The organism is Faecalibacterium sp. Marseille-P9590, assembly GCF_017377665.1.
In the GTDB taxonomy this organism is placed as follows: Bacteria; Bacillota; Clostridia; order Oscillospirales; family Ruminococcaceae; genus Faecalibacterium.
This window is the reverse complement of sequence record NZ_JAFREF010000007.1, coordinates 76620-100758: the sequence shown is the minus strand read 5'-3', so window position 1 is coordinate 100758 and position 24139 is coordinate 76620. Positions and strand designations below refer to the sequence as shown.

Annotated in this window: 19 protein-coding genes; 10 read left to right on the top strand and 9 right to left on the bottom strand. The window is 61.0% G+C overall.

The window, feature by feature from the left end; all coding sequences use genetic code 11:
• Window positions 1-2: 2 nt before the first annotated feature.
• The 6 genes from J3349_RS09370 (at window position 3) to J3349_RS09345 (ending at window position 6691) form a co-directional block, all read left to right on the top strand.
• Window positions 3-770 carry a helix-turn-helix transcriptional regulator gene (locus tag J3349_RS09370; RefSeq protein WP_207677224.1) on the top strand — a complete coding sequence of 256 codons (768 nt, stop codon included), beginning with the start codon at window positions 3-5 and terminating at the stop codon, window positions 768-770.
• A 397-nt stretch (window positions 771-1167) separates the two neighbouring features.
• On the top strand, window positions 1168-1893 hold the full coding sequence (locus J3349_RS09365) for a YkgJ family cysteine cluster protein (RefSeq protein WP_207677223.1): 726 nt from the start codon (window positions 1168-1170) through the stop codon (window positions 1891-1893).
• Window positions 1894-2062: 169 nt separating this feature from the next.
• Window positions 2063-3091: an ABC transporter substrate-binding protein gene (locus J3349_RS09360; RefSeq protein WP_158403599.1), complete on the top strand. Its 1029-nt coding sequence runs from the start codon at window positions 2063-2065 to the stop codon at window positions 3089-3091.
• Window positions 3092-3340: 249 nt separating this feature from the next.
• Window positions 3341-4282: an ABC transporter permease gene (locus tag J3349_RS09355; protein ID WP_174235911.1), complete on the top strand. Its 942-nt coding sequence runs from the start codon at window positions 3341-3343 to the stop codon at window positions 4280-4282.
• Window positions 4275-5069: an ABC transporter ATP-binding protein gene (locus J3349_RS09350; protein WP_207677222.1), complete on the top strand. Its 795-nt coding sequence runs from the start codon at window positions 4275-4277 to the stop codon at window positions 5067-5069. Before J3349_RS09355 ends, J3349_RS09350 begins: the two co-directional genes overlap by 8 nt.
• 233 nt (window positions 5070-5302) lie before the next feature.
• Window positions 5303-6691: an alanine/glycine:cation symporter family protein gene (locus J3349_RS09345; RefSeq protein ID WP_207677221.1), complete on the top strand. Its 1389-nt coding sequence runs from the start codon at window positions 5303-5305 to the stop codon at window positions 6689-6691.
• Between the two features lie 39 nt (window positions 6692-6730).
• Here the strand turns inward: J3349_RS09345 and J3349_RS09340 are convergent, their stop codons facing one another.
• The 7 genes from J3349_RS09340 to J3349_RS09310 all read right to left on the bottom strand — a co-directional run bounded on the left by J3349_RS09340 (window position 6731) and on the right by J3349_RS09310 (window position 15432).
• A complete protein-coding gene (locus J3349_RS09340; protein WP_207677220.1) occupies window positions 6731-7945 on the bottom strand; it encodes a carboxynorspermidine decarboxylase in 1215 nt (404 codons plus the stop codon).
• Window positions 7945-9204 carry a saccharopine dehydrogenase family protein gene (locus tag J3349_RS09335; protein ID WP_158387517.1) on the bottom strand — a complete coding sequence of 420 codons (1260 nt, stop codon included), beginning with the start codon at window positions 9202-9204 and terminating at the stop codon, window positions 7945-7947. Before J3349_RS09335 ends, J3349_RS09340 begins: the two co-directional genes overlap by 1 nt.
• A gap of 33 nt (window positions 9205-9237) precedes the next feature.
• Window positions 9238-10116: an agmatinase gene (gene speB / locus J3349_RS09330; RefSeq protein WP_207677219.1), complete on the bottom strand. Its 879-nt coding sequence runs from the start codon at window positions 10114-10116 to the stop codon at window positions 9238-9240.
• The gene (speE, locus tag J3349_RS09325; RefSeq protein ID WP_149794273.1) at window positions 10113-10973 is read right to left on the bottom strand and encodes a polyamine aminopropyltransferase; all 861 of its coding nucleotides are present in this window, start codon (window positions 10971-10973) and stop codon (window positions 10113-10115) included. The genes speB and speE overlap by 4 nt, the downstream gene beginning before the upstream one ends.
• Before the next feature lie 10 nt (window positions 10974-10983).
• The gene (locus J3349_RS09320) at window positions 10984-12453 is read right to left on the bottom strand and encodes an aminotransferase class V-fold PLP-dependent enzyme (protein WP_158396919.1); all 1470 of its coding nucleotides are present in this window, start codon (window positions 12451-12453) and stop codon (window positions 10984-10986) included.
• Between the two features lie 610 nt (window positions 12454-13063).
• Window positions 13064-14152 (bottom strand): sugar kinase, encoded by a 1089-nt coding sequence (locus tag J3349_RS09315; RefSeq protein ID WP_158396921.1) that lies wholly within the window; start codon window positions 14150-14152, stop codon window positions 13064-13066.
• Window positions 14153-14511: 359 nt separating this feature from the next.
• Window positions 14512-15432, bottom strand: coding sequence for a 4Fe-4S cluster-binding domain-containing protein (locus J3349_RS09310; protein ID WP_207677218.1), 921 nt, complete (start codon window positions 15430-15432; stop codon window positions 14512-14514).
• A 133-nt stretch (window positions 15433-15565) separates the two neighbouring features.
• Here J3349_RS09310 and J3349_RS09305 point away from each other — a divergent pair, with 133 nt between their 5' ends.
• The 4 genes from J3349_RS09305 to glpK all read left to right on the top strand — a co-directional run bounded on the left by J3349_RS09305 (window position 15566) and on the right by glpK (window position 21569).
• Window positions 15566-17572 (top strand): fructose-1,6-bisphosphatase, encoded by a 2007-nt coding sequence (locus J3349_RS09305; RefSeq protein ID WP_207677217.1) that lies wholly within the window; start codon window positions 15566-15568, stop codon window positions 17570-17572.
• 252 nt (window positions 17573-17824) lie between these two features.
• Window positions 17825-19108 (top strand): UDP-N-acetylglucosamine 1-carboxyvinyltransferase, encoded by a 1284-nt coding sequence (locus J3349_RS09300; protein WP_207677216.1) that lies wholly within the window; start codon window positions 17825-17827, stop codon window positions 19106-19108.
• A gap of 131 nt (window positions 19109-19239) precedes the next feature.
• Window positions 19240-20031 carry an MBL fold metallo-hydrolase gene (locus J3349_RS09295; protein ID WP_207677215.1) on the top strand — a complete coding sequence of 264 codons (792 nt, stop codon included), beginning with the start codon at window positions 19240-19242 and terminating at the stop codon, window positions 20029-20031.
• A gap of 38 nt (window positions 20032-20069) precedes the next feature.
• Window positions 20070-21569: a glycerol kinase GlpK gene (glpK, locus tag J3349_RS09290; RefSeq protein ID WP_207677214.1), complete on the top strand. Its 1500-nt coding sequence runs from the start codon at window positions 20070-20072 to the stop codon at window positions 21567-21569.
• Between the two features lie 152 nt (window positions 21570-21721).
• Here glpK and rlmD read toward each other — a convergent pair whose 3' ends face one another.
• Together rlmD and J3349_RS09280 are read right to left on the bottom strand one after the other, a co-directional pair.
• Window positions 21722-23104, bottom strand: a complete 1383-nt coding sequence (gene rlmD / locus J3349_RS09285) for a 23S rRNA (uracil(1939)-C(5))-methyltransferase RlmD (RefSeq protein WP_207677213.1) — start codon at window positions 23102-23104, stop codon at window positions 21722-21724.
• 14 nt (window positions 23105-23118) lie between these two features.
• The gene (locus tag J3349_RS09280; RefSeq protein WP_158396968.1) at window positions 23119-23982 is read right to left on the bottom strand and encodes an AraC family transcriptional regulator; all 864 of its coding nucleotides are present in this window, start codon (window positions 23980-23982) and stop codon (window positions 23119-23121) included.
• Between the last annotated feature and the right edge of the window lie 157 nt (window positions 23983-24139).

The following is a 24139-nucleotide window of genomic DNA, read 5'->3' as shown; positions in this document are numbered from 1 at the left end:
GTATGTACGAACTGGACAAGGCCGCATTCGGCCATTTTCTGGCACAGCTGCGCAGAGAAAAGGGGATGACCCAGAAGGAGCTTGCCGCGACGCTGTACGTGTCCGACAAGGCCGTCAGCAAGTGGGAACGGGGACTGAGTGTGCCGGACATCTCGCTGTTGGTGCCGCTGGCCGAGCAGCTGAACGTGACGGTGGCCGAGCTTCTGCAGGGACGCCGGGTAGAGGAGGAACAGCGCTTCACCCGCGAGGAGACCGAAGACCTCATCCGCAAGGCGCTGACCTTTTCGGCAGAGCCGCCGGAGCGCCGTCAGGCGCGGACGAAGAAGTATCTGCCGGTGTATGTCATCTGCTGCGTGCTGGGCGTCGCAGAAGCGCTGGCCGTCTGGGCGGCGGGATTGGCCGACATCGAGGGAGCGCTGGCTCTGCTCATCATCGGTGTGGTTTTCGGCGTCGTCTACGGGGCATATGCCATGTTCTGGATGACCGAGACCCTGCCCCGCTACTACGACGAGAACCGCATCTGCAACTTTGCACAGGGTGCGTTCCACATCCACATCCCGGGCATCTATTACAACAACCGAAACTGGAAGCACGTCCTGCGGGCGTTCCGGGTCTGGTCGATGGCGTCGCTGGTGCTGGTGCCACCCTGCACGGCGGGGGCAGTTTTCGTTGAGCGTACCACCGGCTGGCAGGTGTGGGTCGCGGTGCTGGTGGTGTATATCGCCTCGCTGTTCGGGGCTATCGTGATACCGGCGAAGAGGTTTGAGTGAGGGAGAGGCTTTCGGGAAGGCTGTCCTTCGTACAACCTCTCAGTCTGCTTCGCAGACAGCTCCCCTGGTAGGGGAGCCTCTGGCGAAGAGGAAAAGCTTTGCGGAATGCCAAGGCCTCCCCTCGATAGGGGAGGTGTCAGCGCTTCAGCGCTGACGGAGAGGTTTTCCTCCCTCTCTGAGACCCGCATATTATCTGGCCAAGTGACAAATTATCGACGATGCATCGGCAAAAAAGTCGCTTGGCCAAGGTGGCCAAATGGGCGATGCTGACCAAGTGACTCACTTGGCCAATGGGAGTCACTTGGCCAAACTGGCCAACTGGCAAAATATAACGTAACTATATTATTAAATGGTCACTTGGCCACATGATCTACTACAGTATACAGGAGAAACTTATATGCTCAAGGATTCACAGCTCGACCTCTGCGGACGGGTGGATTTTGCCCGCACGACACCGCTGCTGACGCGGGACGAGGCGTTCTCGTTTGCCTGCGCAGGCTGCGGCGGCTGCTGCCGGGGGCGGGAGGACATCGTGCTGTCGGGCTTCGACCTCTGGCGAATCGCGGGTCGGCTGCGCCTGCCGCCCCAGACCGTGGCCCGGGCCTTCTGCCGCGCGTCTATCGGGCAGGTGAGCCATCTGCCGGTGCTGCGGCTGGCCCCCGTGAAGGAGGAGCGGAACAACTGCCCTTTCCTCACCGAGAACCACTGCGCCATCCACGACGCCGAACCGCTGGTCTGCGCCCTCTACCCGCTGGCGCAGGAGATCAGCAGGGAAGGGGAGGTGAGCTATTTTTTGCAGCCCACCGGCTGCGGAGGGCGTGTCATCGAAGCCAAAGTGGAGGACTATCTGGCCCGCTACGACGTCCCTGCCCGGGAAAAGACCGACGTCCGCTGGGCGCAGACCTGCATGGACCTGGAAGACGTGGTGGAGCCGCTGGATGCCGCCCTCGAGCCGCCCCTGCGCCGCCGAATGCAGGCGAAGCTCTGGCAGGCACTCTATTTTAAGTTTGACTATGAGAAAGAGTACCTCCCTCAGCTGGAAGAAAACCTCGTCTGGCTGGGCGCAGAGCTGCAAAAACTGACGGACTATCAGCAGAGAAGAAACACCTATCGAAAAAAGTGATAGATATATTCATTTTAATAGATAATTAGAACCGAAACGGCGTTGCCATCGGACGGAAATCGTGATATACTTCACGAGTGTAAAGCAGAGGCTCTCTGCTGGACATTCAAATGCTTTTCGGCGCGGCGTCCTGTTGCCGCGTATATGGAAAAATGAGGGAGTAATCATTATGCGTAAAATCACTCGTCGTTCGTTTCTGGCTGCTGCCGCTGTCTGCGGCGCTGCTGCTGCCCTGACCGCCTGCGGCGGCTCTTCTGCATCCTCCACGGCTGCTTCTTCTGTGGCATCTTCTGCCGCAGCCGGCTCCGCTGCCGCTTCCGGCGACACCTACACCATCGGCATCTGCCAGCTGGTGCAGCACGCCGCTCTGGACGCTGCAACACAGGGCTTTGAGGACGCTCTGACCGCAGAGTTCGGCGACAACGTGAAGTTCGACTTCCAGAACGCACAGGGTGACTCCGCTACCTGCGCCACCATCGCCAACGGCTTCGTTTCCTCCGGCGTTGACCTCATCATGGCAAACGCTACCCCCGCTCTGCAGGCTGCACAGTCTGCCACCAACGAGATCCCCGTTCTGGGTACTTCCGTCACCGAGTACGGCGTGGCTCTGGGCCTGACCGACTTCTCCGGCACCGTCGGCGGCAACATCTCCGGCACCTCTGATTTGGCTCCGCTGGACCAGCAGGCCGATATGATCGTGGAGTGGATGCCCGACGCCAAGAAGGTCGGCCTGCTGTACTGCTCCGCTGAGGCCAACAGCCAATATCAGGTGGACGAGGTCCAGAAGTATCTGGAGGCCAAGGGCGTCACCGCGACCCAGTACGCTTTCTCCGACTCCAACGACCTGTCTTCCGTCTGCCAGAAGGCCGCTGACGAGAACGACGCTCTGTATGTCCCCACCGACAACACCGTCGCTGCCAACACCGGCATCGTGGACGGCATCTGCCGCCCGGCCAAGAAGCCCGTCTTCGCCGGTGAGGAGGGCATCTGCGCCGGCTGCGGCGTGGCCACCCTGTCTATCAGCTACTACGACCTGGGCTACACCACCGGCGAGATGGCTGTCAAGATCCTGAAGGGCGAGTCCAATGTCTCTGATATGCCCATTGAGTACACCGATGTGACCAAGAAGTACAACAAGACCATCTGTGACGACCTGGGCCTGACCGTTCCCGAAGGCTATGAGGCCATCGAGGGCTGATAAGGGATAACCTCTCCGTCACACCTGACGGTGTGCCACCTCCCCTATCGAGGGGAGGCCTTGGCATAGCGGAAAGCCTCATCTCTTCGCCAGAGGCTCCCCTACTAGGGGAGCTGTCGAGCGGCAGCGAGACTGAGAGGTTTAACCACTAAAAAAACAGCGGAGAAGAGCGGTTTTCTCGCTCTTCTCCGCTTTCCCGTATCAAACGGGTCTATAAAAAAGTGTAATTTAGGAGGAATCATTTTGGAAATGCTTGCAAGACTGGCGAACCTGCCCGGTGCTCTGCCGGGTGCGTGCGCACAGGGCCTCATCTGGGGCATTATGGCCATCGGCGTTTATCTCACCTACCGCATCCTTGATGTGGCGGACCTGACCGTGGACGGCTCCTTCGGCACCGGCGGCGCAGTCTGCGTCATGTGCCTGCTTTCGGGCCAGAACATCTGGGTGTCCCTGCTGGCTGCCGTGCTGGCGGGCCTCGCCACCGGCCTTGTCACCGGCCTGCTCCACACCTTTATGGGCATCCCGGCCATCCTGTCCGGCATCCTGACTCAGCTGGCCCTCTATTCCATCAACCTGAAGATCATGGGCAAGGCCAACCAGTCCATCAACGTGGACAAGTATGACCTGCTCATCTCCCTGCGCTGGGTCAAGGAGTTCGCGCTCCACAACCCCATCATCATGGTCATTCTGGTGTCGGCTGTGGTCATCGCCGTGCTGTACTGGTTCTTCGGCACCGAGCTGGGCTGCGCCATCCGCGCCACCGGCTCCAACCCCGCCATGTCCCGCGCACAGGGCATCAACACCAACTTCAACATCGTGCTGGGTCTGGCCGTCTCCAACGCTCTGGTGGCGCTGTCCGGCGCTCTGCTGAGCCAGTATCAGGGCTTTGCGGATGTCGGCATGGGCCGCGGCGCGATCGTTATCGGTCTGGCAGCTGTCATCATCGGCGAGGCTGTGTTTGGCCGCATCTTCCACAACTTCGCCCTCAAGATGGTGTCTGTCTCTCTGGGTGCCATCATCTACTACATCGTCATCCAGCTGGTGCTGACCCTCGGCTTTGACGCAAACCTGTTAAAGCTGCTGAGCGCATCTGTCGTGGCTGTCTTCCTCGCCGTGCCGTACTGGAAGGGCAAATATTTCGCAAAGCCTGCGGCCAAAAAGGCAAACAAGGAGGGCGCAAACAATGCTTGAGATACAAAATGTTTCCAAGACCTTCAACGCAGGCACCGTCAACGAGAAGACGGCCCTGAACGGCCTGAACCTGAAGCTGAATGAGGGCGACTTCGTCACCGTCATCGGCGGCAACGGCGCAGGCAAATCTACCATGCTGAACGCCGTCGCCGGCGTCTGGCCCGTGGACTGCGGCAAGATCATCATCGACGGCGTGGACGTCACCCGTCTGAGCGAGCATCAGCGCGCCGCCTACATTGGCCGCGTCTTTCAGGACCCCATGACCGGCACTGCCGCCACCATGCAGATCGAAGAGAACCTCGCCCTTGCCGCCCGCCGCGGCAAGCCCCGTACGCTCCGCATCGGCATCACCAGGGCGGAGCGGGAGCAGTACCGTGAACTGCTCAAGAGCCTTGATCTGGGCCTCGAGAACCGTCTGACCGCCCGTGTGGGCCTGCTGTCCGGCGGCCAGCGTCAGGCGCTGACCCTCCTGATGGCCACCATGAACAAGCCCAAGCTCCTGCTGCTGGACGAGCACACCGCCGCCCTCGACCCCAAGACCGCCCTCAAGGTGCTGACCCTCTCGGCGAAGATCGTTGAGGAGAACCACCTGACCACCATGATGATCACTCACAACATGAAGGACGCCATCAAGTACGGCAACCGCCTTATCATGATGCACGAGGGTCACATCATCTACGACGTCTCCGGCGATGAGAAGAAGAACCTGCAGGTCTCCGACCTGCTGGCAAAGTTCCAGATCGCCAGCGGCGGTGAGTTTGCAAATGACAGAATGATCTTGTCCTGATAAGGAGCCCGGGTTGCGGCTCCCAGCGTCTGCTTCGCTGCCGCTCGCATCCTGCTGGCCGCGGCCCCAATAGCTCCTCCCTGTTTCCGCCACTGGCGGCGGTCGTCGCTGTTGCTTTTTTCTCCTGAACTTCACTTTCCTGATTTACAAAACAGGCCGAATCGTCTATAATAAAGGACGGCGGCCTGTTTTTGTGCAAAAACGGCCAAATCTAAGCACTGGGAGGAAATGCTGTGCTCATTCAACTCATCGAGGGCGTCTACCGCCTGTTGTGGGGCGACCTGCTCACCCTGCATCTGGGAAACGTGACCCTCAGTCTTTCGTTTATGGTCATCCTGCTGCTGACGGCGGGGGTGTTCTTCACCCTGCGCACGAGGCTTCTGCCGGTGCGGCTGTTCCGGGATATGCTGGCGGCGGTCTGCGAGAAGAACGACAAGGGCAGCGGCCTCTCGTCCTTCCAGACGCTGGTGGTGTCCACGGCCACCCGGGTGGGCATGGGCAATCTGGTAGGCGTCGTGGCGGCGGTGTCTGTGGGCGGTGCAGGCGCGGTGTTCTGGATGTGGGTGACGGCTCTGCTGGGCGCATCTACCTCCTTTGTGGAGTCCACGCTGGCCCAGAAATACAAGCAGCCCGACCACCTTTACGGCGGCTGGCGGGGCGGCCCGGCCTACTATCTCCACACCCTCGCGGAGCGCAAACGGGGCAGGAAGCTCCGCTGCTCGGTGGCGGCCTGCCTGTTCGCCGTGTCGGGCCTCATCTGCTGGTGCGGCATCAGTCAGGTGGTCAGCAACTCGGTGAGCGAGGCGTTCCAGAATGCGTTCTCCATCCCGCCGCTGGTCACGACGCTGGTGCTGACGGCGCTTGCGGCGGTCATCGTCCTGCGGAAGGAGGCCACCGTCAAGAGCCTCGACGTCATGGTCCCCATCATGGCGGGCTGCTACTTCGTCATGACCCTCTGGATCATCCTCACCCATCTGCCCCAGCTGCCCGGTGTCTTCGTCCGCATTTTCTCGGAGGCGCTGGGCCTGCGTCAGGCCGTGGGCGGCGGCTTTGGCGCTGTGGTGATGAACGGCATCAAGCGGGGCCTTTTCTCCAACGAGGCCGGTTCCGGTTCGGCCCCCTGCGCCGCTGCTGCTGCTGAGTGCGATGACCCCGTGAAGATGGGCCTCGTGCAGGCGCTGGGCGTCCTCATCGACACCATCGTCATCTGCAGCTGCACGGCCTTCGTGATGCTGCTGGCTCCCGAGAGCGTGACGAGCGGCCTGCAGGGTATGAACCTTTTGCAGGCGGCGATGCAGTACCATCTGGGCAGTTTCGGCGTCGTCTTTATCGCAGTGACGCTGGCACTGTTCAGCTTCTCTACTTTTATCGGCATCCTCTACTACGCCCGCTGCAACGTGGCCTATCTCTTCGGCGACAGCTGGTTCTGGCAGACGGCCTACAAGGTGCTGGCGCTGGTGATGCTGGTCGTCGGCGGTATGCAGGCCTACACCGTGGTGTGGGACCTCGGCGATGTGGGCATCGGCCTGATGACCATATTCAATATGCTGGCCCTCTACCCGCTGGCGGGCGAGGCGCTGACCGCCCTGCGGGAGTACGAAGCCAAAAAGAAACTCAAGTAAACAAAAAGCCATCGGCCCAGACAGCCGATGGCTTTCGTTTTATGCGCGGTGACCCAGCCGCATTTTGAAGTCGTTGTAGCCGAAGCGTACCAGCTCCCGGCAGGTGCCGTCCTCAGCCAGCGCCCAGATGGGCGGCAGGGGCATTCCGTTGAAGGTGTTGTTCTTGCAGGTGGTGTAGATGGCCATATCACCGAAGATGAGCCGGTCTCCCTCGGCAGGCGGGGCGTCGAAGCTGTAGTCTCCCACGACATCGCCCGCGAGGCAGGTCGGCCCGCCGAGGCGGATGGTGCAGGGCTTTTCGCCCGGCTCGCCCGCATCCAGCAGGGGAGGGCGGTAGGGCATCTCGATGACGTCCGGGGTGTGGCAGGCCGCAGACATATCGAGGATGGCGAGGCTGGTGTCACCGTTCTGCAGAGTGTCCAGCACTGTGGTGACGAGATAGCCCGCGTTCAGCGCCCACGCCTCGCCCGGCTCCAGGTAGACCTGTACGCCGTACTTCTCCTGCATCCGGGCGATGCAGGCTTCCAGCGTGGCAAGGTCATAGCCCGGGCGGGTGATGTGGTGTCCGCCGCCAAAATTGAGCCATTTCAGCCCCGGCAGCAGGTCGCCGAATTTCTCTTCCACAGCGTCCAGCGTCACGGCCAGAGCGTCGGCGTCCTGCTCACAGAGGGTGTGGAAGTGCAGGCCGTCCAGCAGGGCGGCGAGGCCCGGCTGTTTTGCCAGAGCCGCGTCCCACTGGGCGCGGGTGGTGCCGAGACGGCTGCCCGGGGCGCAGGGGTCATAGATGGCATGGCCTTCCTGCGTGGAGCGCTCCGGGTTGATGCGCAGACCGACGCTCTTGCCCGCCGCCTTGGCCGCAGGGCCGAACTTTGCCAGCTGGGCCGGGGAGTTGAACACGATGTGGTCGGCGTAATCCAGAAGCTCGTTGAACTCGTCCACCCGGTAGGCGGCGCAGAAGACGTGGTTCTCCTTCTCGGGCAGCTCTTCCTTGCCCAGACGGCTCTCGTAGAGGCCGCTGGCCTCAGTGCCTGCGAGGCAGGGTGCGAGAAGCGGGTAGAGGTCAAAGTTGGAGAAAGCTTTCTGCGCCAGCAGGATCTTGCAGCCTGTCCGCTGCTGGACCCCCAGCAGAATTTCGCCGTTGCGGCGCAGCTGGGCTTCGTCCAGCAGATAGCAGGGGGTGGGCAGGGAAGCGAGTGCGCCCTCCGAGAGGTTTGCCAGCCCCGCGAAGGGCGGGCGCGTATCGACCAGCCGCATCAGTCCACCAGAGCCGGGCTGTGGCTCTCAGAGCGGGGCAGACCGTACTTGTCCAGTGCGTCCAGATACGGGTCCGGGTCGAACTCTTCCACGGTGTGGACGCCCTTGGTGGTCCACTTGCCGGTCAGCAGCATCAGTGCGCCGCACATGGCCGGAACGCCGGTGGTATAGCTGATGGCCTGAGAGCCGACTTCCTTGTAGCACTCCTGGTGGTCACAGACATTGTAAATGTAGTAGGTCTTTTCCTTGCCGTCCTTTTTGCCCGTGAAGATGCAGCCGATGTTGGTCTTGCCCTTGGTGCGGGGGCCGAGGCTGGCGGGATCAGGCAGGAGGGCTTTCAGGAACTGGATGGGGACGATCTCCTGCCCGTTGAAGTTGATGGGGGTGGTGGAGAGCATCCCCACGTCCTCGAGGCAGCGCATATGGTCGAGATAGCTCTGGCCGAAGGTCATGAAGAAGCGGATGCGCTTTGCCTCCGGGATGTTCTTTGCCAGAGACTCGATCTCCTCGTGGTGGAGCAGGTACATATCCTTCTGGCCCACCTTGTCGAAATCGTACTCCCGCTTGATGCTCATGGCCGGGATCTCGACCCAATGGCCGTTCTCCCAGTAGCTGCCGGGGGCGGAGACTTCGCGGAGGTTGATCTCGGGGTTGAAGTTGGTGGCGAAAGCATAGCCGTGGTCGCCGCCGTTGCAGTCGAGGATGTCGATGGTGTCGATGGTGTCGAACTCGTGCTTCTTGGCGTAGGCGCAGTAAGCCTGAGTCACGCCCGGGTCGAAGCCGCTGCCCAGCAGGGCGGTGAGGCCGGCTTCCTCAAACTTTTTGGCGTAGGCCCACTGCCAGCTGTAGTCGAAGTAGGCGGAGAAGCCTGCCTCCTTGCAGCGCTTCTCATAGATGGCACGCCACGCGGGGTCGTCGGTGTTCTCCGGCTCGTAGTTGGCGGTGTCCATGTAGTTGACCCCGCAGGCGAGGCAGGCGTCCATGATGGTCAGATCCTGATAGGGCAGGGCGATGTTCATCACGAGGTCGGGCTGATAGCTCTTGATGAGGGCGATGACCTCGTCCACATGGTCGGCATCCACCTGTGCAGTAGTGATGTTGGTGGTGGTCTTGGGGGCAAGCTCTGCGGCCAGCTTGTCGCACTTGGACTTGGTGCGGCTGGCGATGCAGATGTCGGTGAACACTTCGGGGACCTGGCAGCACTTGTGGATGGCGACGGAGGCCACGCCGCCGCAGCCGATGATCAGAACTTTGCTCATGATGGTTTCTCCTTTATATCAAATTATTTTTTGTTAGACCTGAAACCCGGGCCAGCCCTTGTCGAGGGCGATCAGCAGCTCCCGCAGCACCTTGCAGGCCGTGGCCGTAGAGACGCCGGAGATGTCCAGCATGGGGGCCAGCTCATTGAGGTCAGCGCCCACGATGTTGGCTTTGGACACGGTGCGGATGGCGTCCAGCAGCTGCAAAAAGCTCACGCCGCCGGCCTCGGGAGTGCCGGTGCCGGGGAAGCAGGAGGGGTCGAGGCAGTCGAGGTCGATGGTGAGGTAGACCGGCTCTTTGGTGGCGCAGAGCTGTTCGGTGAGCTCGGCAAGGCCGGTGAAGTCGAACTTGTGCATCTCGGTATGCTGGGCCGCAAACTCGAACTCGGCCCGCTCGCCGCTGCGGATGCAGAACTGGTGGATGCGGCCGTCGCCCACGATCTCGTGGCAGCGGCGCAGCACACAGGCGTGGCTCAGCTTTGCACCGAGGTAGTCGTTCCGCAGGTCGGCGTGGGCGTCGAAGTGGATGATGTGGAGGCCGGGGTATTTCTCCGCCACGGCCCGCACCGCACCCAGCGTCACCAGATGCTCACCGCCCAGCAGGAGCGGAAGCTTGCCGTCGTGCAGGATCTCTGCCGCCCGGGCCTCGATGTCGGCAAGGGCGGCTTCGCTGGAGCCGAAGCAGAGCTCGAGGTCGCCGCTGTCGAAGATGTCGAAGTCGGTCAAATCGGCGTTCTGGTAGGGGCTGTAAGTCTCGAGGCCAAAGCTCTCGTGCCGGATGGCCGACGGGCCGAACCGTGCGCCGGGGCGGTAGCTGGTGGTGGAGTCGAAAGGTGCGCCGTAAAGCACGATGTCGGCGGCGCGGTAGCTGCTGTCGCAGCCGATAAAGGTTTCAACATTGGGTGAGATCATTTGGGTTCCTCCACTTCGCGCAGCATCTCCTCGAGGAATGCCGGCAGATAGAAAGCTCCGACGTGGAGCCGGGTGGTATAGTAGCGGGTGCGCAGATTGAGCGCCTTCCATGCGTCGGCGTCCAGGTCGTCGATGGGGTGGTACTTCTTGCTGGCAAAGCCGAAGAGCCAGTAGCCGGCGGCGAAGGTCGGGATGTGTGCCTGATACACCCGGCTGACGGGGAAGGTGGACGCGATGCGCTTGTGGCTGCGCTGCATGGCGCTGGCGTCCTCGGTGTAGAAGGGACTGCCCTGCTGGTTGACCATGATGCCGTCCTCTTTCAGGGCGTTGAAGCAGCTGCCGTAGAACTCCCGGGTGAACAGGCCCTCGGAGGGGCCGAAGGGGTCGGAGGAGTCCACGATGATGAGGTCATATTCCTCCTCGCAGCGGCGGATGTATTTCAGAGCGTTCTCGAAGTAGATGTGGACCCGGCGGTCGTCCATCCGGCAGGCGTTGCCGGGCAGATAGGCGCGGCAGGCCTCCACGACCTGGGGGTCCATCTCCACAAGGTCGATGCGCTCGACCCGGTCGTAGCGGGTCAGCTCCCGCACCACACCGCCGTCGCCTGCACCGATGACGAGGATGTCTTTTGCCTCCTTGTGGACGGCCATGGGAACGTGGACGATCATCTCGTCGTAGATGAACTCGTCCCGCTCGGTGAGCATCACGTTGCCGTCCAGCGTCAGCACCCGGCCAAACTCAGGCGTCTCAAAAATGTCGATGCGCTGATAGTCGCTCTGCTTGGAGTAGAGCTGCTTGTTCACCCGGATGCTGTGCTTGACGTCCGGGGTGTGAAATTCCGAAAACCAAAACTCCATCTGCTTCTCCTTATGCCAGAACATTCAGGTGCAGGATGTCCGGGTCTTCCGGGCCGGTCATGCTACAGCCTTTGGCCTTGGCGTACTCGATATAGTTCAGTATCTCTTTAGTGATGCGCTCGCCGGGGGCGAGGATGGGGATGCCCGGCGGGTAGCACATGACGAACTCGCTGCACACCATGCCCTCGGTCTCCCGGAGGGGCAGGCTCTTTTTGGGGGCGTAGAACGCCTCCTGCGGGCTGGCGGCAACGACGGGGTCGATGTATTCCTGGCTCAGCAGGCCGGTGCCGTCGGTGTGGTAGCGGCGCTTTATCTCGGCCAGTGCGCTCACCAGACGCTCAATCTCCTGCGGGCGGTCGCCGATGGAGAGGTAGGCGAGGATGTTGCCGATGTCGCCGAACTCGATCTGGATGTCATACTCATCCCGCAGGATGTCGTAGACCTCGATGCCGGCGAGGCCGATGTCCAGCGTGTGGACGCTGAGCTTTGTGGTGTCGAAGTCGAAGACCGAGTTGCCGTTGCACAGCTCCTTGCCGAAGGCGTAGTAGCCGCCCACGGCGTTGATCTCTTCGCGGGCATACTCGGCCATGTCAGCCACCTGATGGAACACCTGCCGGCCCCGCAGCGCGAGGTTCCGCCGGGAGATGTCGAGGCTGGACATGAGCAGGTAGCTGCCGGAGGTCGTCTGGGTCAGGTTGATGATCTGGCGCACATAGCCGGGGTGGACGTTGGGGCCGATGAGCAGCAGGCTCGACTGCGTTAAGCTGCCGCCGCTCTTATGCATGGAGACGGACGCCATGTCTGCGCCTGCCGCCATGGCGGAGACGGGCAGACTGCCGCCGCCGAAGTAGAAGTGGGTGCCGTGGGCCTCGTCGGCGAGGCAGAGCATCCCGGCGTCGTGGGCCATCTTGACGATGGCACGCAAATCAGAGCAGATGCCGTAATAGGTGGGGTTGTTCACCAACACGGCCACGGCGTTGGGGTGTTCCTTGATGGCTTTTGCCACCTGCTCCCGCTTCATGCCCAGCGAGATGCCGAGGCGCTTGTCCACTTCGGGATTGACATAGACCGGCACTGCGCCGCAGAGCACCAGTGCGTTCAGCACACTGCGGTGGACATTGCGGGGGAGAATGATCTCGTCGCCCCGCTTGCAGACCGTCAGCACCATGCTCTGCACCGAGCTGGTGGTGCCGCCCACCATCAGAAAAGCGTGTGCTGCGCCGAAGGCGTCGGCGGCCAGCTCCTCTGCCTCCCGGATGACCGATACCGGGTGGCAGAGATTGTCCAGCGGTTTCATGCTGTTGACGTCCACGCCCACGCACTGCTGGCCCAGAAAGGCCGTCAACTCCGGGTTGCCCCGGCCGCGCTTGTGGCCCGGCACATCGAAGGGGACCACCCGCATCTGTCGGAACTGCTCCAGAGCCTCGTAGATCGGTGCGCGGCGCTGGTCCAGCCGGAACCGTGTACGGTTCTCACTCATGTTTTTTCCTCCGTCCCTGACTCCTGCTGCAAACCATGCGGGCAAACAAAAAAGCACAAGCCCTGCACAGAAATGCAGGCTTGCGCTTTGAAAAAACCGTTTGAATGCGCGGACAAAGCCTCCGGGGCAAAGACGCCAGAGCCGTATCGCAGCATGATTCATCAGGATTCAAAAGGACGGGATGACGAGAGTCTATATAGCAACTACACTTTTACTACTCTTATTGACCGTTTCACAAGTCTGCGCACGCTCCGCGCAATTTCATGGTTGTAAAGGAACCAACTTATAAAATTTGAACTATGACGTTCAATCAATAATGGCAGCTTGCGCCGCCGGTCGGCAGTGGACCCGGCTGTCCGTATGGCCTTAGCCCCGATGGGCGGTCCAAGGTAAATTGCTTTGAAAAGACTTCGACACGCTTCGTCTCTCAAAATCGTGTGTGATTTTATCATGCAAAAAGCGGTTTGTCAATGATCTGACAGGAAAAAGCTCAAAAAATCTTTCAAGAGTCATACTTATCGTCATCCGGCAGGAAGTGCCGGCGCGGCATAACATAAAAAGAACGGCCCCGGTACGCAGTTTAGACGTACCGGAGCCGTTTTGGTTTGCTTTAGCGCTTGATGTCGTAGTTCATGTTCATCAGGTTGCGGATGGAGCTGACATCGTCGGTGATGTTGGCATCGCCGTGGATGGTGTGCTTGATGGCGCTGCTTGCCACCGCAAAGTTTATCATGTCCATGGCCTTGTAGTTGTGGAGCATGGCGTAGATGAGGCCGCTGGCGAAGGCGTCGCCGCCGCCCACGCGGTCGAGGATGTTGAAGGTGAACAGCTTGCTCTCGAAGGTGTGGCCGTCATACCACATAAAGGCTTTCAGGCTGTTCTCGCTGCCGCTGTGGGCATAGCGGACGTGGCGGGCGATGCACTTCAGGCTGGGGTAGCGCTCGATGAAGTGCTGGAAAATTTCGTCCTGCTGCTCATAGCTGGGCTGCAGAGGCACGCCGTCCTTCCAGTCGCCCTTGGAGTGGTCGTTCTCGTCCTTCCACAGGTGGTAGGGCTCGATGCCCAGCAGCACGTCCACATAGGGCAGGCACTCGGTGCAGAAGTCGCGGGCCTCGTCCCAGGTCCAGAGGGTGGAGCGGAAGTTGCCGTCGAAGCTGACGGTCAGGCCCTTCTTCTTGGCCTCCTTGAGCATATCGATGATGAGGCCGCGGCAGTTGGGGGCCAGAGCCGGGGTAATGCCGCTCAGGTGCAGCCAGTCGAAGCCCTCCAGCAACTCGTCCAGATCGACCTGAGAGAAATCGTACTCGGTGATGGCGCTGTGCTTGCGGTCATAGATGACTTTGGAGGGGCGGATGCCGTAGCCGGTCTCGAGGTAGTATGTACCCAGACGGTTGGAGGGCGTCTCATCCGGCTCGGTGAGGATCATGGGGGTGCAGTGGACGTCGTTGGAGCGCAGCCAGCGCACGGCGCTTTTGCCGAGGCTGTTGTTCGGCACGACGCTGAAGAAGGTGCTGTCCACGCCGAGGTTTGCCAGCGCGAGGGCGATGTTGGCCTCGCTGCCGCCGTAGCTGGCCTCAAAGTTGGTGGCCATGCGGAGTTTTTCGTAGTTCGGCGGGGTCAGGCGCAGCATGATCTCGCCGCAGGTGATGAATTTCGGTCCGGTCGTCTCGTGGCCCAGAATGGGGTTGAAATGTTCCATAACGGTCCTCCTGTTGCTCTTCTCGGGCATTTGAGCCGCCGCCTCTCATATACCATTCTTGAGACGGGGCGTTTGGTGCTCAGCAGGGCAGCCAGACCCCACATGACGCACATCGTTGTATCCATTATAGTGCTTTCGGAGAGGATTTGCAAGGAAAAGAAAAACACTGCGAGAGAAAATTTGGTGGGATTTTTGTGGATTGTGACGGAAAGCGTATCAGCAGGACATCCGGTAGTTTCCCCGCAAATGGGACCCGAAACCCACGGTTTCGCCCCAACGCTTCGCGCCGGGGCCCCACTTCTCTGGACATTTGCTTGGGAAACTCCCCTCCACCTGCCTCTGATAGGTTTACCGGCTGGTTAAATGCCCGTCAAATCAAAGCTGGGTGTATACTCCTCCCGGGCGCTGCTCTTCTGCTGCATATAGCCGGCGGTCAGCCCCAGATCCATGGCATAATTGACCACCCGGCGGTACTCATAGGTGGTGATGCGCCGCCCGATGCCGTGCTCTGCGGCCTTGTAAAAGGGGGTGTACTGGCTCATGACACTGGGGATGAAGCAGCCGGGGTCGGCCTCGTTCCATGCGGCCATCCGGTCGAGGACGGCAAAACTGTCGTCGATGTGGCCGGGCAGGGCCAGATGCCGCAGGATGACGCCTTTCTGTAAGATGCCCTCGCTGTCGAACACCGGATGGCCCGCCTGCGCCATCATGGCCTCGATGGCAGGCCTGGCCTGGGCGAAGTAGTCCGGCGCAGAGGAAAGCTCGGCGGAGAGGGAAGAGGAGACGTACTTCAAATCGGCCAGCCAGATGTCGATATAGCCGCGCCACGCCTCCACGCTCTCCACCGTCTCGTAGCCGCCGGTGTTGCAGACGATGGGCAGACGCAGCCCCTCGGCCCGGGCAATGTCCAGCGCCGCGATGATCCAGGGCCGCCACTGGCCGGGGGTGACGAGGTTGATGTTGTGGGCGCCCTGCTTCTGCAGATCGAGGAAAATTTCGGCCAGATGCTCTATCGTGATCTCTTTGCCCAGTCCCTCGGCGCTGATGGGGTAATTCTGGCAGAAACAACACTTGAGAGTGCAGCCCGAGAAAAACACGGTGCCGCTGCCCCGGGTGCCGCTGATGCAGGGCTCTTCCCAGAAGTGCAGGGCCGCGCGGGCGGCTTTCAGGGTGCCGCCCGCCCCGCAGAAGCCTGTCTGCCCGGCGGCGCGGTCTGCGCCGCAGCGGCGGGGGCAGAGGGTACAGGAGACAGGCGGCGTTGTGGAAATGTTTTGAGACATATTGTCCAACTCCTATGAGAAAGAATCATATTAAATTATCCGAGGCTATTATATCATTTTTGCCCCTGGAAGTGGTATACTAAGATTGAATATTGCATGTCATGCAAGAATACTACATGATTTGGAGGATACCATGCGTACAGAGACCGAAGAGATCCGGGACAACCTGAAATATCTGAGCCTTCTGGCCCGGGACTACCCCTCGCAGGCAGCGGCCGCCAGCGAGATCATCAGCACACAGGCACTGCTCAAGCTGCCCAAAGGCACCGAGCACTTCATGAGCGACCTGCACGGTGAGAACGAGGCGTTCGTACATATCCTGAACTCCGCTTCCGGCGTCATCCGCGAAAAGGTAGACATTGTGCTGGGGGATACCGTGCCGGAGGGGACGCGGGCCGAGCTGGCGACTCTGATCTATTATCCGAGCGAGAAGCTGCCCCAGCTCAAGGAGCGCTGCGCCGACGAGGAAGCATTGGAACAGTGGTACAGTGAGACGCTGCTGCGGCTCATCGACATCTGCCGCCTCGTCTCTTCCAAGCACACCCGGGAGCATGTCCGGGCCTGCCTGCCGTCCAGCTGCGGTTACATTCTGGATGAGCTGCTCCACGCCCACTTCGAGGACCACGACAAAGACCTCTACTACGGCCAGATCGTCGGCAGCATCATCGAGAATGGCCGCGCCGATAAGTTCATCGTCCGTCTCTGTGAGCTCATCAAGCGGCTGGCTGTGGACAAGCTCCACATCGTGGGCGACCTGTTCGACCGCGGTCCCCGCCCCGACGTCATCCTTGACCTGCTGATGCACCACCACGATGTGGACATCCAGTGGGGTAACCACGACGTGGTCTGGATGGGCGCGGCGGCCGGCAGTCCCATCTGCATCTGCACGGTGCTGAAGACCACCCTCTCTTACCACAACCACGGCATGGTGGAGGACTGCTACGGCATCAACCTCCGCCACCTGCAGCGGATGGCCGAGCAGTTCTACGGCGACGACGACTTGACCATCTGGATGCCTCACACCGACACTGCCCGCGGCCCCTACACCCCCGGTATGCTCCATCGCTGCGCCGTCATGCATAAGGCCATCACCATCCTGATGCTCAAGCTCGAGTGTCAGGTCATCGACCGCAACCCGGATTTCAAGATGCAGGACCGCGACTTCCTGCGCCGCATCAACTGGGAGAAGGGGACCGTCATGGTGGGCGGCAGGGAGTACCCCATGCGGGATACGTCTTTCCCGACGGTAGACCCTGCCGACCCCACCGCGCTGAACAGCGATGAGAAGGTGGTGCTGCAAAAGCTGGTGCAGTCCTTCCGCCAGAGTGAGAAATTACAGCAGCACGTCGAGTTCCTGTACGCCAAGGGCAGTGTCTACCACATCGAGAACGGCAACCTGCTCTACCACGGCGCGGTGCCGATGACTAAGAAAGGCACCTTCGCTGTGGAGCGGTTCGAGGGCCACGCCTATTCGGGCCGCGCCCTCATGGACTATTGCGACGAGCGCGCCCGCCGGGGCTACTTCGCCCCCGAGGGCAGCGCCGCCCGCCAGAGCGGACAGGATTTCCTGTGGTATCTGTGGTGCGGCAAGCTGTCGCCCCTGTATGGCCGCAGCGCTATGACCACCTTCGAGCGGCTGTATGTCGAAGACGCTTCCACTCACACCGAGGTAAAGGACCCCTATTATACATGGTATAATGAGGAAGCCGTCTGCCGCCGCATCCTCGCCGAGTTCGGCCTGCCCGGCACCAGCCACATCGTCAACGGCCATGTCCCCGTGCAGGAGAAGAAGGGCGAGAGCCCCATCAAGGGCGGTGGACGCCTCGTGGTCATCGACGGCGGTTTCTGCCGCGCCTACCACGAAAAGACCGGCATCGCGGGCTACACGCTGGTCTATTCCAGCCGCACCATGTCCCTGCGCACCCACCAGCCCTTCGAGAGCGCCGAAAAGGCTGTGAACGAGAATCTGGACATCCTCTCCCAGAAGAACATCCTCGAGACGGAGAACCACCGCATCCTCGTGGAGGAGACCGACGAGGGCGAGATCCTGCGGGAGAAGGTCCACGACCTCAAACAGCTGGTCCGCGCCTATCAGCTGGGCTGGATCAAGGAGACCCGCTGCGACGACAGTGTGTGGTAAGCAGTGGCAAATGTAAAATTTTCCTGAAAATAAGAGACAAAATCCGAGAATAATAGAAAAGAAACTGGGCAAAACAGAAAATAATCGACGAGCGTGCATTGGGGCTTTGCTTTTTGCTGGAAGTTGTGTATAATAAAGTAGCTGTAATTATGCCAACTGGTTGTGAGCTTTGTACAGCGAGAAGGAATAACGTACCTTGAACTGACCTTTTGGGCCTGCGGGGAGCGGGACTGTGACAAGGAGATCATAAAATTGGAAAAGTTTGTTATTACGGGCGGTAAGCCCCTGCACGGCGAAGTCGTCATCTCCGGCGCGAAGAATGCGGCTGTGGGCATCCTGCCTGCTACCATTCTGGCAGCGGACGTCTGCGTCATCGAGAACCTGCCGGACATCAGCGATGTGGCGGTGAGCCTCAAGATCCTCAGCGTGCTGGGCGCTAAGGTCCGGATGCTGAACAAGAACACCTACGAGATCGACACCACCCATCTGACCGGCACCAATGTCCCCGACGACCTGTCCCGCCAGATGCGCGCCAGCTACTATTTCCTCGGCGCACTGCTGTCCCGCTTCGGCAAGGCCGAGGTGGCCATGCCTGGCGGCTGCAACCTCGGCCCCCGCCCCATCGACCAGCACCTGAAGGTGTTCAGCGCTCTGGGCGCAGAGGACAGTGTGGACTACGGCATGATCACCGTCCACGCCGACGAGCTGAACGGCGCTCATATCTTCTTTGATAAGGTGAGCGTGGGCGCTACCATGAACGGTATGCTCTCCGCTGTCATGGCCAAGGGTCAGACCATTCTGGAAAACTGTGCCAAGGAGCCCCATGTGGTCGATCTGGCCAACTTCCTGAATATGTGCGGCGCTGATGTGCGCGGCGCAGGCACCGATGTCATCAAGGTGCGCGGCGTCGAGCAGATGCACGGCTGCACTTACAGCATCATCCCCGACCAGATCGAGGCCGGCAGCTACATGGTGGCTGCAGCGGCCACCGGCGGCGATGTGCTGGTGAAGAACGTCACCCCCAAGCACCTCGAGCCTATCACCGCAAAGCTCCGCCGTGCGGGCATTGAGGTGGAGGAGTTTGACGATGCTGTGCGGGTTCGCCGCACCGGCGACATCCTGCCCCTCAAGATCAACACCATGCCCCACCCGGGCTTCCCCACCGATATGCAGCCCCTGATGGGCGTTCTGCTCAGCGTGGCAAAGGGAACTTCCACCGTCACCGAGAGCGTGTGGGATAACCGCTTCCGCTATGTGGATGAGCTGCGCAAGATGGGCGCGAATGTCCAGGTGGACGGTCAGGTGGCCGTGTTCGAGGGCGTGGAGAAGCTTTCTCCCGCTCCGCTCCGCGCTTCCGACCTGCGCGCCGGTGCAGCGATGGTCGTTGCAGCCCTGATGGCCGACGGCACCAGCGAAATCGAGGAGATCGGCCATATCGAGCGCGGCTACGAGAACATCGTGGAGAAGCTGCGCGGCCTCGGTGCTGACATCAAGAAGGTGGAGCGGATGCCCGCTGCACTGGAACAGGCTCTGTAATTAGAAAAACCTCTCCGTCACGCCTGCGGCGTGCCGCCTCCCCTGTCGAGGGGAGGCATTGGCAGTCCGTCAGGTCCCTGCGTTTTTATGACTGCGCAGCAGACGGAGGGGTTTTATTTGTTGAGGTTATCATGTCTGAATTTATCTCTCTTTATTCCGGTTCCTCCGGTAACAGCAGCGTCGTGCGCTGTGGGGAGCGGTATCTCATCGTGGATATGGGCAAAGGCGTCCGCACCACCGGCGCAGCCCTCAAGGAGCTGGAGCTGAACATTTCCGACTGCGACGGCATTCTTGTCACCCATGAGCATAGCGACCATGTGAAGGGCCTTTCCACCTTCCTGAAAAAATATCCGCTGCCAGTGTACGGCGCAGAGGAAACACTGGAATTTCTGGACGCAAACGGCGTTGTCCCGGCCACTTGCGACCTGACGGCCCTGACGCCGGGCAGGGAAGAGGACATCGGTGTCTTTGGGGTCAAAGCTTTTCCCACCAGCCACGACGTCCCCTGTGTAGGCTACCGCATCCATACCCCCGACAAGAAGACCATGACCATCGCCACCGACCTCGGTGTGCTGACTCCTGCTGTACATGAAGCCCTCTCCGGCTGCGACCTTGTGGCCCTCGAGAGCAACTACGACCTGCATATGCTCCGCAGCGGGCCGTACCCCTACTATCTGCGCGCCCGCATCGAGTCGGTCCGGGGCCACCTCTCCAACGACGAGTGCGCGGCAAAGCTGCTGGAACTCATCCAGGAGGGCTGCAAGAAGTTTGCCCTCTGTCACCTCTCGCAGGAGAACAACACCCCTATGCTGGCGCTGCAGACCGTCTTTTCCACCCTCGGTACGGCGGGCGTCGTGCCGGACAAGGATTGTATCGTCCAGACCCAGCGACGGAATGAAGTGAGCCCCGCGCTGGCGTTCTGACACTATAAAACCAGAGCAGGAAAAGGAGAAAAGAGCCTATGTCGTACATCATGGCGCTGGACGCCGGAACCACCTCGAACCGCTGTATCCTGTTCAACAAAGCGGGTGAGATCTGCAGTGTCGCGCAGAAGGAATTTGCCCAGTATTACCCGAGACCCGGCTGGGTGGAGCACGACGCCAATGAGATCTGGGCCACCCAGCTGGGCGTGGCCCTCTCGGCCATGAACAAGGTCGGCGCCCGAGCCGAGGACATCGCCGCCATCGGCATCACCAACCAGCGGGAGACCACCATCGTCTGGGACAAGGAGACCGGGGAGCCCATCTGCCACGCCATCGTCTGGCAGTGCCGCCGCACCAGCGAATACTGCGACGAGCTGAAGGCCCGGGGCCTGACGGAGAAATTCCGGCAGAAGACCGGCCTCATCATCGACGCCTATTTCTCGGCCACCAAGCTCAAGTGGATACTGGATCATATCCCCGGCGCCCGCGAAAGGGCCGAGCGGGGAGAACTGCTCTTCGGCACCGTGGAGACCTGGCTCATCTGGAAGCTGACCTGCGGAAAACTGCACGTCACCGACTATACCAACGCCAGCCGCACCATGATGTTCAACATCCACACGCTGGAATGGGACGACGAGATCCTGCAGGAGCTGAACATCCCGAAATGTATGCTCCCGAAGCCGGTGCCGTCCAGCGGCTTTTATGAGTACGCTGACCCGATGCACTTCGGCGGCGAGATAAAAATTGCCGGTGCGGCAGGCGACCAGCAGGCGGCCCTCTTCGGCCAGACCTGCTTTGCCTCCGGCGAGGCGAAAAACACCTTCGGCACCGGCGGCTTTTTGCTCATGAACACCGGTGAGACGCCGGTCACATCCCGGAACGGCCTTGTCACCACCATCGCCTGCGGCCCCGACGGCAAGGTGAATTATGCGCTGGAAGGCTCTATTTTCGTGGCCGGTGCGGCCATCCAGTGGCTCCGCGATGAGCTGCGCCTGCTGGAAGAGGCCCGCGACTCCGAGTATATGGCCCAGAAGGTCAAGGACACCAACGGCTGTTACGTCGTGCCGGCCTTCACCGGCCTCGGCGCGCCCCACTGGGACCAGTACGCCCGCGGCACCATTGTGGGCCTCACCCGGGGCTGCAACAAGTACCACATCATCCGCGCCACGCTGGACAGCATCTGCTATCAGGTCAACGACGTCCTCCGCGCCATGGCGGCGGACTCCGGCATCGTCATGAAGTCTCTCCGGGTGGACGGCGGTGCGTCGGCCAACAACTACCTCATGCAGACCATGGCTGACATCAGCGACCTCGAAGTCAAGCGCCCCCGCTGCGTGGAAACGACGGCGCTGGGCGCGGCCTATCTGGCCGGCCTCGCCGTAGGCTACTGGCAGTCCGCCGAGGACATCACCCGCAACTGGTCGGTGGACCGCGTGTTCCGCCCGGCCATCTCGGAAGAGGAACGCACCAAGCGCATCAAGGGCTGGAATAAGGCTGTCCGCTGCGCCTATCACTGGGCCAGGGACGAAGAGGAATAAAAAGAGAAAAAACGGTCGGAGTTGCCTGACGAGTAACTCCGACCGTTTTTTGTTATTGAGCAGCTTGAGCGAGGGAGAACCACCGGCTCGCAGAGAACATAACGCTCCGACGAACCGTGGTTTGAATTTATATCATCTTAAAGTATCCCTTTTCAGGAGTCGATCTCGCCCTTGGAAAGCGCAATGACACATTCGCAATGCCGTGTTCGTGGAAAAAGGTCCACCGGCTGCACCTTCTCCGCATGATACCCATGCTCTTCGAGCCATGCGGCATCTCTTGCGGCGGTGGAGGGGTTGCAGCTGACATAGACCACCCGGCGGGGGGACATCTGGACGACGGCGGAAAGAGTCGTCTCGTCGCAGCCCTTGCGGGGAGGGTCGAGCATGATGACATCAGGCCGCAGGCCCTCAGCGGCGAGGCGGGCCGCAGCCTGACCGGCGTCGGCGCAGAAGAAGCGGCTCTTGGCGGCGACGGCGTCGCCCATCCGGGCGGCGTTGGCCTTGGCGCTGTCAATAGCCTCAGGCACGATCTCCACGCCGATGAGCTCCCGGCAGCGGTCGGCCATGGAGAGACCGATGGTACCCATGCCGCAGTAGAGGTCGAGCAGAACGTCCGAGGGTTCCAGCTGGGCGTACTCGGCAGCGATGCCGTAGAGCCGCTCAGCGGCCAGTGTGTTGACCTGATAGAAGGAGAGGGGGCCGAGTCGGACCGGCACACAGCAAAGAGTATCCTCGATGTAGCCCGGGCCGTAGAGCGAGACGGTCTCTTCACCCAAGATGACGTTGGTCTTCTTGGCGTTGACGTTGATGAGGACGGACGCAATATCGCTGAACTGCTCCCGCAGCGCGGCCACGAGCTCCTCGCTGTGGGGAAACTTCGGGCGGGTGCAGACGAGGCAGACCATGATCTGGCCGCTGTGTGTACCCCGGCGCAGGAAGATATGCCGAACAAGGCCCTTGCCGCTCTCCTCGTCGTAGGGCTGGATGCCGTGGGCGGCGAAGAAGCTGCAGAGCGCGTTGCCGATGTCGTTCAGGACGCCGGGCTGTAATTTGCAATCGGGGCAGGGGACGATGCGGTGGGTGCGGCCGGCGTAAAAGCCGATGCAGGGCGCACCGTTTTTGTCGCGGCCCACCGGGAACTGTACCTTGTTGCGGTAGCGGTCCACCTCAGGGGAGGGAAGGGCATCCAGCACCGGCACATCCAGTCCGCCGATGCGGCGGAAGGCGTCGGCGACGCTCTCCTGCTTGGACCGCAGCTCGGCGGCGTAGTCCATGTGCCGCAGGCTGCACCCGCCGCAGGGGCCTGCGACAGCACAGTCCACCGGGATGCGGTCAGGCGAAGGAGTGAGCAGTTTGTCCAGGATGCCGAAGGCATACCGGCCACAGTCCTTGACGATACGCACCTGAGCCTCATCGCCGGGGGCAGTACCCGGGACGAAGACGGCCTCGCCCTCCGGCGAGTGGGCAACGCCGCTGCCGTCGCTGGAAAGACGCTCGATGCGGAGGGTGAGAAGCTGGTTTTTCTGTAAGGGCATGGAATGATCTCTCCTTATGTCTCGTCAGGGGCGGGCTGGACGTCTGCGTCAGCCTGCGAAGTCATATACTTGCTAGGCGGCACACCTTTGGCGCGCTTGAACACCCGCGAAAAATAGAACTGGTCGAGGAAGCCCACCGATGCCGCCACCTCGGCGATGGACAGTGTGCCGCTGCGCAGCAGCTTGCAGGCTTCGTTGACCCGGTATTCGGTCAGATAGTCGATGGGGCTCTTGCCCACATTGAGCATGAACACCCGGTACAGATGGCTCCGGGAGACGCCGACGCTCTTGGCGACATCGTCGATGGAGATGTCGTGGGAGTAGTTGAACTGGATGTACTTGATGGCGTTCAGGACATACTGGCTGGAAGAAGAGGTGCTGTGGGGGCGGCTCTCGCTGGTCTCCCGCATCAGGGCGGCGATGAACAGGTAGAGATAGCCCACCATCGCGGCCTCGTCCTGGGGCTGCAGGCCGCGGGAAGAGTAGATGCTGCTCAGGGCCGCCCGCATCCCCTCCAGGTCCTGGGTGTGGTGGACGGGAGCAGCGTCGGTGAAAGGCAGCTGCGCCGCAAGCTTGTGGGCGCAGGCACCGTTGAAGCCGACCCAGCTGTATTCCCACGGCTGGGCCTCGTCGGCAGTATAGCGGATGAGCTGGCTGGGGCGGGCAAAGAACAGATCGCCCGGCACGACTTCATAGGTGCGTCCGCCGACCTCGAACACGCCCTTGCCCGAGACGACTAGATGGATAAGGTAGTGGTCCCGGATGCCGGGACCCCAGGTCTGCCCCGGAGCACAGCGCTCCAGACCGCAGTTGAAGATGGACAGCTCGATGTTGTTGGTGTAGTTCTGCTTGAACGACTGCTTGTAGACGTCTGCCATTGCGGTTCCCTCCTGCCTGTTGGCTCTATAGCCTGAGTATACCACATCTGCCCCCGCAAATTCAACAAAAGTACATCTTATTCTTTGGGCTGGACACCGAAAATTACTTTTTTTGCGGGTTGAAATTGCAAAATGGCAGTGGATGCATTACAATAGC

Excerpts from the sequence above, each read along its gene's own strand:
- J3349_RS09370 (WP_207677224.1), top strand. The coding sequence starts at position 3 with ATGTACGAACTGGACAAGGCCGCATTCGGCCATTTTCTGGCACAGCTG.
- J3349_RS09365 (WP_207677223.1), top strand. The coding sequence starts at position 1,168 with ATGCTCAAGGATTCACAGCTCGACCTCTGCGGACGGGTGGATTTTGCC.
- J3349_RS09360 (WP_158403599.1), top strand. The coding sequence starts at position 2,063 with ATGCGTAAAATCACTCGTCGTTCGTTTCTGGCTGCTGCCGCTGTCTGC.
- J3349_RS09355 (WP_174235911.1), top strand. The coding sequence starts at position 3,341 with ATGCTTGCAAGACTGGCGAACCTGCCCGGTGCTCTGCCGGGTGCGTGC.
- J3349_RS09350 (WP_207677222.1), top strand. The coding sequence starts at position 4,275 with ATGCTTGAGATACAAAATGTTTCCAAGACCTTCAACGCAGGCACCGTC.
- J3349_RS09340 (WP_207677220.1), bottom strand. The coding sequence starts at position 7,945 with ATGCGGCTGGTCGATACGCGCCCGCCCTTCGCGGGGCTGGCAAACCTC.
- J3349_RS09335 (WP_158387517.1), bottom strand. The coding sequence starts at position 9,204 with ATGAGCAAAGTTCTGATCATCGGCTGCGGCGGCGTGGCCTCCGTCGCC.
- speB (WP_207677219.1), bottom strand. The coding sequence starts at position 10,116 with ATGATCTCACCCAATGTTGAAACCTTTATCGGCTGCGACAGCAGCTAC.
- speE (WP_149794273.1), bottom strand. The coding sequence starts at position 10,973 with ATGGAGTTTTGGTTTTCGGAATTTCACACCCCGGACGTCAAGCACAGC.
- J3349_RS09320 (WP_158396919.1), bottom strand. The coding sequence starts at position 12,453 with ATGAGTGAGAACCGTACACGGTTCCGGCTGGACCAGCGCCGCGCACCG.
- J3349_RS09315 (WP_158396921.1), bottom strand. The coding sequence starts at position 14,152 with ATGGAACATTTCAACCCCATTCTGGGCCACGAGACGACCGGACCGAAA.
- J3349_RS09310 (WP_207677218.1), bottom strand. The coding sequence starts at position 15,432 with ATGTCTCAAAACATTTCCACAACGCCGCCTGTCTCCTGTACCCTCTGC.
- J3349_RS09305 (WP_207677217.1), top strand. The coding sequence starts at position 15,566 with ATGCGTACAGAGACCGAAGAGATCCGGGACAACCTGAAATATCTGAGC.
- J3349_RS09295 (WP_207677215.1), top strand. The coding sequence starts at position 19,240 with ATGTCTGAATTTATCTCTCTTTATTCCGGTTCCTCCGGTAACAGCAGC.
- glpK (WP_207677214.1), top strand. The coding sequence starts at position 20,070 with ATGTCGTACATCATGGCGCTGGACGCCGGAACCACCTCGAACCGCTGT.
- rlmD (WP_207677213.1), bottom strand. The coding sequence starts at position 23,104 with ATGCCCTTACAGAAAAACCAGCTTCTCACCCTCCGCATCGAGCGTCTT.
- J3349_RS09280 (WP_158396968.1), bottom strand. The coding sequence starts at position 23,982 with ATGGCAGACGTCTACAAGCAGTCGTTCAAGCAGAACTACACCAACAAC.